An 8072-nucleotide genomic window follows, 5' to 3' on the forward strand; every position below is an offset into this window, starting at 1 on the left:
AGTTACTCGTCTTCCAGTTCGATGTTGATACCCAGCGAACGAATCTCTTTCAACAGTACGTTGAAGGACTCAGGCATGCCCGGTTCCATCTGATGGTTGCCGTCCACGATGTTTTTATACATCTTGGTACGACCGTTCACGTCATCAGACTTAACGGTGAGCATCTCCTGCAGGGTGTATGCCGCGCCGTATGCTTCCAGCGCCCACACTTCCATCTCCCCGAAGCGCTGACCACCGAACTGCGCCTTACCACCCAGCGGCTGCTGAGTAACCAGGCTGTAAGAACCGGTAGAACGCGCATGCATCTTGTCATCAACCAAGTGGTTCAGTTTCAGCATGTACATGTAGCCAACGGTAACCTGGCGCTCGAACTGCTCGCCGGTACGACCGTCGAACAGCGTGATCTGACCGGACGTCGGCAGGCCACCCAGCTGTAACAGCTCCTTGATTTCAGACTCTTTCGCACCGTCGAAGACCGGCGTTGCGATTGGCATACCTTTGCGCAGGTTTTCAGCCAGACGCAGAACTTCTTCATCGCTGAAGGTATTCAGGTCAACTTTCTGGCGAACGTCAGTGCCCAGATCGTACGCACGCTGGATGAACTCGCGCAGTTTCGCGACTTCTTCCTGCTGCTTCAGCATGGCGTTGATTTTCTCGCCGATACCTTTTGCAGCCATACCCAGGTGGGTTTCGAGGATCTGACCAATGTTCATACGAGACGGTACGCCCAGCGGGTTCAGTACGATGTCGACCGGCGTGCCGTTCTCATCGTAAGGCATATCTTCGATCGGGTTGATCTTAGAGATAACACCCTTGTTACCGTGACGACCCGCCATTTTATCACCCGGCTGGATCTGACGTTTAACGGCCAGATACACTTTAACAATCTTCAGCACGCCCGGTGCCAGATCGTCGCCCTGAGTGATTTTGCGGCGTTTCGCTTCGAGCTTCTTCTCGAACTCGTGTTTCAGTTCGTCATACTGCTCAGCCAGCTGTTCCAGCTGATTCTGTTTCTCTTCGTCGGTCAGGCCCAGCTCCAACCAGCGGTCGCGCGGCAGTTTGTCGAGCTTCTCAGCTTCAACGCCACCGGATACCAGCACGGCATGGATACGGCTGAACAGGCCAGCTTCGAGGATCTGCAGTTCTTCAGACAGGTCTTTCTTCGCCTGCTTCAGCTGCATCTCTTCGATTTCCAGCGCACGTTTGTCTTTCTCTACGCCATCGCGAGTAAAGACCTGAACGTCGATAACCGTACCGGACACACCGTTTGGCACGCGCAGAGAAGAGTCTTTAACGTCAGACGCTTTCTCACCGAAGATCGCACGCAGCAGCTTCTCTTCTGGGGTCAGCTGGGTTTCACCTTTCGGCGTTACCTTGCCCACCAGAATGTCACCGCCGGTCACTTCCGCACCGATGTAAACGATACCGGATTCATCCAGTTTAGAGAGCGCAGCTTCACCCACGTTCGGGATGTCAGCGGTGATCTCTTCCGGCCCCAGCTTGGTGTCACGAGACACGCACGCCAGTTCCTGAATGTGGATGGTGGTGAAACGGTCTTCCTGGACCACACGCTCGGAAACGAGGATGGAGTCTTCGAAGTTGTAACCGTTCCACGGCATGAACGCTACGCGCATGTTCTGACCCAGCGCCAGCTCACCGAGGTCGGTGGACGGGCCGTCTGCCAGCACGTCGCCACGTTCGATTGGCTCACCCAGAGAGACACACGGCATCTGGTTGATACAGGTGTTCTGGTTAGAACGGGTGTACTTGGTCAGGTTGTAGATGTCGATACCCGCTTCGCCCGGGTACATCTCGTCATCGTTAACTTTGATAACGATACGGGACGCATCCACGTACTGAACGGTACCGCCACGTTTAGCCACCGCAGTTACACCGGAGTCAACGGCAACAGCACGTTCCATACCGGTACCTACCAGCGGCTTATCAGCGCGCAGGGTCGGAACCGCCTGACGTTGCATGTTCGCACCCATCAATGCACGGTTGGCGTCATCGTGTTCCAGGAACGGGATCAGGGACGCACCGACGGAAACCACCTGCTGGGTGGAAACGTCCATGTAGTCAACCTGGTCGTTGCTGAACAAGCTGGATTCGCCTTTGCTACGGCAGGTAACGAGGTCATCAACAAAGCGACCTTCCTCGTCCAGGTTGGTGTTCGCCTGGGCGATAACGTAGTTACCCTCTTCGATAGCAGAGAGGTAATGGATCTCGTCGGTCACAACGCCGTCGGTAACTTTACGGTACGGCGTCTCAAGGAAGCCATATTCGTTAGTCTGTGCGTACACGGACAGGGAGTTAATCAGACCGATGTTCGGACCTTCAGGCGTTTCGATAGGACATACGCGACCGTAGTGGGTCGGGTGTACGTCTCGAACTTCAAAGCCTGCGCGCTCACGGGTCAGACCGCCCGGGCCCAGTGCAGAGATACGACGCTTGTGCGTGATCTCAGACAGCGGGTTGTTCTGGTCCATAAACTGAGACAGCTGGCTGGAGCCAAAGAACTCTTTCACGGCCGCAGAGATCGGCTTGGCGTTGATCATATCCTGAGGCATCAGGGTATCGAGATCGCCCAGAGAGAGACGCTCTTTTACTGCACGCTCAACACGGACCAGGCCAACGCGGAACTGGTTTTCCGCCATTTCGCCTACGGAACGGATACGACGGTTGCCGAGGTGGTCGATATCATCCACTTCGCCAATACCGTTACGGATACCGATGAGCTTCTTCATCACCTGGATGATGTCATCTTTGCTCAGGATACCGGAACCTTCGATCTCGTCACGTAGCAGAGAACGGTTGAACTTCATACGACCTACCGCAGAGAGATCGTAGCGGTCTTCGGAGAAGAACAGGTTCTCGAACAGGCTTTCCGCTGCTTCACGGGTCGGCGGCTCACCAGGACGCATCATGCGGTAGATCTCTACCAGCGCGCTCAGGCGATCGGTGGTCGGGTCGACGCGAATCGTCTCCGACATGTACGCACCGTGATCCAGATCGTTGGTGAACAGCGTTTCGATACGTTTGTGACCGGACTGGCTCAGCTTAGCCAGCAGATCCAGAGACAGCTCCATGTTCGCCGGGCAGATCAGCTCGCCGGTGGAGGTATCAACGTAATCTTTTGCAGCCACTTTGCCCGCAATGTATTCAACCGGTACTTCGATGTGTTTGATCTCATCTTTTTCCAGCTGGCGAATGTGGCGCGCGGTAATACGGCGGCCTTTTTCGACATACACTTTGCCATCGGCTTCGATATCAAACGAGGCGGTTTCGCCACGCAGACGTTCCGGGACCAGCTCCATCTGCAGCTTGTTGTCGCGGATTTCGAAAGTGACTTTTTCAAAGAACAGGTCAAGGATCTGCTCAGTGGTATAGTTCAGCGCGCGCAGGATGATGGTCGCAGGCAGCTTACGGCGACGGTCGATACGCACGAACAGGTTGTCTTTCGGGTCAAACTCGAAGTCCAGCCATGAGCCGCGGTAAGGAATGATGCGCGCGTTATACAGGACTTTACCTGAAGAGTGCGTTTTACCTTTGTCACTGTCAAAGAATACGCCAGGACTACGGTGAAGCTGAGACACGATGACGCGCTCAGTACCGTTAATAACAAAGGTACCGTTATCGGTCATGAGCGGAATTTCGCCCATGTAAACTTCTTGCTCTTTAATGTCTTTAACGGTGCCTTCCGGCGCTTCGCGCTCGTAGATCACCAGGCGCAGTTTTACGCGCAGCGGTGCCGAGTAGGTCACGCCGCGGATCTGGCACTCTTTCACATCAAAGACAGGCTCGCCCAGACGGTAGCTGACGTATTGCAGCTCGGAGTTACCGCTGTAGCTCGCGATCGGGAACACGGAACGAAACGCCGCTTCCAGACCATATTGTCCTTCAGGATCTTGCTCGATAAACTTCTGGAACGAGTCAAGCTGGATAGAAAGGAGATAAGGAATGTCCAGTACTTGCGGACGCTTTCCAAAATCCTTACGAATACGTTTTTTCTCGGTATAGGAGTAAACCATTAGGGTTCCTCAGCTCGCTGACAAGTCGACCCATCTGCCCGACGACGGGGGCAGTTTGTGCAACACTATTTTGTTGACCGGAAAGTGGAGCACTTTCCGCAATGCTTGTTGCTATCACGCTTAAACCATTTCGTCGCGATTTACACAGTGCGCAGGCGCTGTCGCAATATATTAAGTCGTCGATAGAAACAAGCATTGTAAGGGAGATCAGTAGCCAAACAGTGTGAAACGCTACTAACACCCTACAGCGCAAAAAGGCTGGTGACTAAAAAGTCACCAGCCATCAGCCTAATTTCTCAGGCTGCAACCGGAAGGGTTGGCTTATTTAACTTCAACTTCAGCGCCAGCTTCTTCCAGAGATTTTTTCAGAGCTTCGGCGTCGTCTTTGCTGATGCCTTCTTTCAGAGCGGCAGGAGCAGATTCTACCAGGTCTTTAGCTTCTTTCAGACCCAGGCCAGTTGCGCCACGTACTGCTTTGATAACAGCAACTTTGTTAGCGCCAGCGGCTTTCAGAATAACGTCGAATTCAGTTTTCTCTTCAGCAGCTTCAGCCGGGCCTGCAGCAACAGCTACAGCAGCAGCAGCGGAAACACCGAATTTTTCTTCCATTGCAGAGATCAGCTCTACAACGTCCATTACGGACATAGCGGATACTGCTTCAATGATTTGATCTTTAGTGATAGACATTTAAATTGTTCCTGAATATCAGAATAAGTTTATACGTAAGCAGATGCTTGATAAAGATAACTGCGATTAAGCAGCTTCTTTCGCATCGCGTACAGCAGCCAGAGTGCGAACCAGTTTGCCTGCAGAGGCTTCTTTCATGGTTGCCATCAGGCGTGCAATTGCTTCTTCGTAGGTCGGCAGGGTTGCCAGGCGATCGATCTGCGATGCCGGGATCAACTCACCTTCAAAGGCTGCGGCTTTAACCTCAAATTTTGCATTCGCTTTCGCGAACTCTTTGAACAGACGAGCAGCAGCGCCCGGGTGTTCCATAGAGTATGCAATCAGGGTCGGACCAACAAACGTGTCTTTCAGGCACTCGAACTGAGTACCCTCAACGACGCGGCGCAGCAGGGTGTTACGAACAACACGCATGTAAACGCCAGCTTCACGACCTGCTTTACGCAGTTCAGTCATTTTATCTACAGTAACGCCACGGGAATCCGCAACTACTGCAGACAGCGCGCCTTTGGCTACTTCGCTGACTTCAGCAACAATCGCTTGTTTGTCTTGAAGATTTAAAGCCATTAGCTTTGCTCCTGGATGTTTGCCAGAGCTCATGCTCTGGAACTCACTTCACTCCCCTCAAAGAAGGGAGCGTCTAAATACGGTGAGCAGAAACAAGCCAAAGATACTTAAAAAATGTCTTCAGGTTCTGTCACCGTCTACGCAGGGAATTAAGTCTCTTGCGAGACACCTGCGGTCTTGGACGGAGGCCTGGATTAGGCCAGGCTCCAACCGAAAATCTTTCGTGGGCGAAGATTGTAGACAAATCCACCGCCCACGTAAAGGCGAATATTAGTTCGCCGCTGCGCTCAGACCAGCCTGGTCAACCGCAACACCTGCACCCATGGTGGTGGAGATGCTAACTTTCTTGATGTACACGCCTTTCGCCTGAGTCGGTTTTGCTTTTTTCAGCGCAACCAGCAGGGCTTCCAGGTTTTCTTTCAGTTTGTCAGCGTCAAAGTCCACTTTACCGATGGTGGTGTGGATGATGCCGTTTTTGTCGTTACGGTAACGAACCTGACCTGCTTTCGCGTTCTTAACCGCTTCAGCAACGTTAGGGGTTACAGTACCCACTTTCGGGTTCGGCATCAGGCCGCGCGGGCCCAGAACCTGGCCGAGCTGGCCAACAACGCGCATTGCATCCGGGGAAGCAATAACAACGTCAAAGTTCATTTCGCCTTTTTTGATCTGGTCAGCCAGATCTTCCATACCTACCAGCTCAGCGCCAGCAGCTTTAGCTGCTTCAGCGTTCGGGCCCTGGGCAAATACGGCTACGCGAACGGAACGACCGGTGCCGTTAGGCAGTACGGTTGCGCCACGAACGTTCTGGTCAGATTTACGAGCGTCGATGCCGAGGTTAACAGCAACGTCAACGCTTTCGTTGAATTTAGCGGTAGCCAGTTCTTTCAGCAGAGCGATAGCTTCGTTGATGCCGTACTGTTTGGTCGCATCAACTTTCTCACGGATCACACGCATGCGCTTGGTCAGTTTAGTCATTTCTTAACCCTCCACTACCAGGCCCATGGAACGAGCAGTACCTTCGATGGAGCGAGTCATCGCTTCAACGTCTGCACCAGTCATGTCCGCCGCTTTAGTCTGTGCAATTTCTTGCAGCTGAGCGCGAGTAATTGTACCCACTTTGTCTTTGTTCGGCTTGCCGGAACCAGACTTGATACCCGCCGCTTTCTTCAGCAGTACAGCTGCCGGAGGCGTTTTGGTAACGAAAGTGAAAGAACGGTCAGCGTAAACGGTAATAACAACCGGAATCGGCAGACCTTTCTCGATGGAATCAGTTTTGGCGTTAAACGCTTTACAGAATTCCATGATGTTAACACCCTGCTGACCCAGAGCCGGACCAACCGGTGGGCTCGGGTTTGCCATGCCAGCTGCAACCTGCAGCTTGACGTAGGCCTGGACTTTCTTAGCCATTCTTAAATCCTCAATATGGGTAATAGCGCTTCAATGAAGCTCCCCGTGATAAACAGTGTGTCTTACGGGTACGTGACCCATAAAAACAAAAGGCGCGAAATTGTAGTCCAATCTCGCGCCTTGTGCAACGGATAAATCGTCGCTTTTTTGATCGCCTGGGTTATTAGGCTTTTTCGACCTGGCCGAAGTCCAGCTCTACCGGCGTCGCACGACCGAAGATAGAGACAGAAACTTTCAGGCGGGACTTCTCGTAGTCCACCTCTTCCACCACGCCGTTAAAGTCAGCAAACGGACCGTCGTTAACACGGACCATTTCACCCGGCTCAAACAGGGTTTTCGGACGCGGCTTATCGCCAACCTGCTGCAGGCGGTTCATGATAGCGTCAACTTCTTTGTCGCTGATCGGGGCCGGACGGTCTGACGTACCGCCGATAAAGCCCATCACGCGCGGCACGCTGCGCACCAGGTGCCAGCTAGCGTCGTTCATGACCATCTGGACCAGAACGTAACCTGGGAAGAACTTGCGCTCGCTTTTGCGACGCTGGCCGCCACGGATCTCGACCACTTCTTCGGTCGGTACCATGACTTCGCCAAACAGCTCTTCCATATTGTGTAATTTGATATGCTCACGCAGCGAAGTCGCTACGCGGCCTTCAAAACCGGAAAACGCCTGAACGACGTACCAGCGCTTTTTAGGGGCTTCAGACATCTCAGAACCTCAGGCCAGTGATAAAGGATACCAGGCGAACCAGAATACCATCCAGTCCCCACAGGATAAGTGACATAACAGCGGTCACTGCGGCCACAATCAGAGTAGTGTGCAACGTTTCCTGGCGAGTTGGCCAAATCACTTTACGGACTTCGGTTCTCGCTTCACGGGCAAAAGCAACGGTCGCTTTACCCTTTGTCGTCAACAGCGCGACACCACCCGCTGCAGCAATAAGAATTACTACTGCCAGCGCGCGTAACGGCAGCATCATGTCACGATAGAGGTAGTTGCCAACGATAGCTACGATCAGCAAGACAGCAACGGCAACCCACTTCATCGCTTCCAGGCCGCGCCCGCTCCCTTGAGCTTCGGTATTCGCACTCATAAACCAACCTGTCACAAGAATTCAGAAAAACATTTTGCCCCGCGGACGCGAGGCATACCTAACCGAAATGCTCCGGCTCTTACGCCATCTACAGAGCCTGTCTCAGCAATGATTATGACAAAAAAAATCACTGATGAGCCAGGTTCTGGTTCGAAAGCGTGCAAAAAGGGCATCAAATGATGCCCTTTTCATGCGCATTGCGTCAAATGTTATCAGCGATTAGCTGAGAACTTTAGCAACAACGCCCGCGCCAACGGTACGGCCGCCTTCACGGATTGCGAAACGCAGG

Annotated in this window: 8 protein-coding genes; all 8 read right to left on the bottom strand. The window is 53.0% G+C overall.

What is annotated here, in order from left to right; genetic code table 11:
• Positions 1-2: 2 nt before the first annotated feature.
• On the bottom strand, positions 3-4031 hold the full coding sequence (rpoB, locus tag EV102420_RS19630) for a DNA-directed RNA polymerase subunit beta (RefSeq protein WP_042395609.1): 4029 nt from the start codon (positions 4029-4031) through the stop codon (positions 3-5).
• 321 nt (positions 4032-4352) lie between these two features.
• Entirely contained in the window at positions 4353-4718 is a 366-nt protein-coding gene (gene rplL, locus EV102420_RS19635; protein WP_003033114.1) for a 50S ribosomal protein L7/L12, read from the bottom strand.
• Positions 4719-4784: 66 nt separating this feature from the next.
• Positions 4785-5282, bottom strand: a complete 498-nt coding sequence (gene rplJ, locus EV102420_RS19640; protein WP_001207203.1) for a 50S ribosomal protein L10 — start codon at positions 5280-5282, stop codon at positions 4785-4787.
• A 270-nt stretch (positions 5283-5552) separates the two neighbouring features.
• Positions 5553-6257, bottom strand: coding sequence for a 50S ribosomal protein L1 (gene rplA / locus EV102420_RS19645; RefSeq protein ID WP_042395615.1), 705 nt, complete (start codon positions 6255-6257; stop codon positions 5553-5555).
• Positions 6258-6260: 3 nt separating this feature from the next.
• Positions 6261-6689 carry a 50S ribosomal protein L11 gene (gene rplK / locus EV102420_RS19650; RefSeq protein WP_042395618.1) on the bottom strand — a complete coding sequence of 143 codons (429 nt, stop codon included), beginning with the start codon at positions 6687-6689 and terminating at the stop codon, positions 6261-6263.
• A gap of 163 nt (positions 6690-6852) precedes the next feature.
• Complete coding sequence (gene nusG / locus EV102420_RS19655) at positions 6853-7398, bottom strand: transcription termination/antitermination protein NusG (protein WP_007665882.1); 546 nt, start codon at positions 7396-7398, stop codon at positions 6853-6855.
• Position 7399: 1 nt separating this feature from the next.
• Positions 7400-7783, bottom strand: a complete 384-nt coding sequence (gene secE / locus EV102420_RS19660) for a preprotein translocase subunit SecE (RefSeq protein ID WP_014068449.1) — start codon at positions 7781-7783, stop codon at positions 7400-7402.
• 219 nt (positions 7784-8002) lie between these two features.
• On the bottom strand, positions 8003-8072 hold a 70-nt coding region (locus EV102420_RS21705; protein WP_072113692.1), incomplete at its 5' end, for an EF-Tu C-terminal domain-related protein.

The sequence above is a fragment of the Pseudescherichia vulneris NBRC 102420 genome, from assembly GCF_000759795.1.
Lineage (GTDB): Bacteria > Pseudomonadota > Gammaproteobacteria > Enterobacterales > Enterobacteriaceae > Pseudescherichia > Pseudescherichia vulneris.

Excerpts from the sequence above, each read along its gene's own strand:
- secE (WP_014068449.1), bottom strand. The coding sequence starts at position 7,783 with ATGAGTGCGAATACCGAAGCTCAAGGGAGCGGGCGCGGCCTGGAAGCG.
- rplL (WP_003033114.1), bottom strand. The coding sequence starts at position 4,718 with ATGTCTATCACTAAAGATCAAATCATTGAAGCAGTATCCGCTATGTCC.
- nusG (WP_007665882.1), bottom strand. The coding sequence starts at position 7,398 with ATGTCTGAAGCCCCTAAAAAGCGCTGGTACGTCGTTCAGGCGTTTTCC.
- rpoB (WP_042395609.1), bottom strand. The coding sequence starts at position 4,031 with ATGGTTTACTCCTATACCGAGAAAAAACGTATTCGTAAGGATTTTGGA.
- rplJ (WP_001207203.1), bottom strand. The coding sequence starts at position 5,282 with ATGGCTTTAAATCTTCAAGACAAACAAGCGATTGTTGCTGAAGTCAGC.
- rplA (WP_042395615.1), bottom strand. The coding sequence starts at position 6,257 with ATGACTAAACTGACCAAGCGCATGCGTGTGATCCGTGAGAAAGTTGAT.
- rplK (WP_042395618.1), bottom strand. The coding sequence starts at position 6,689 with ATGGCTAAGAAAGTCCAGGCCTACGTCAAGCTGCAGGTTGCAGCTGGC.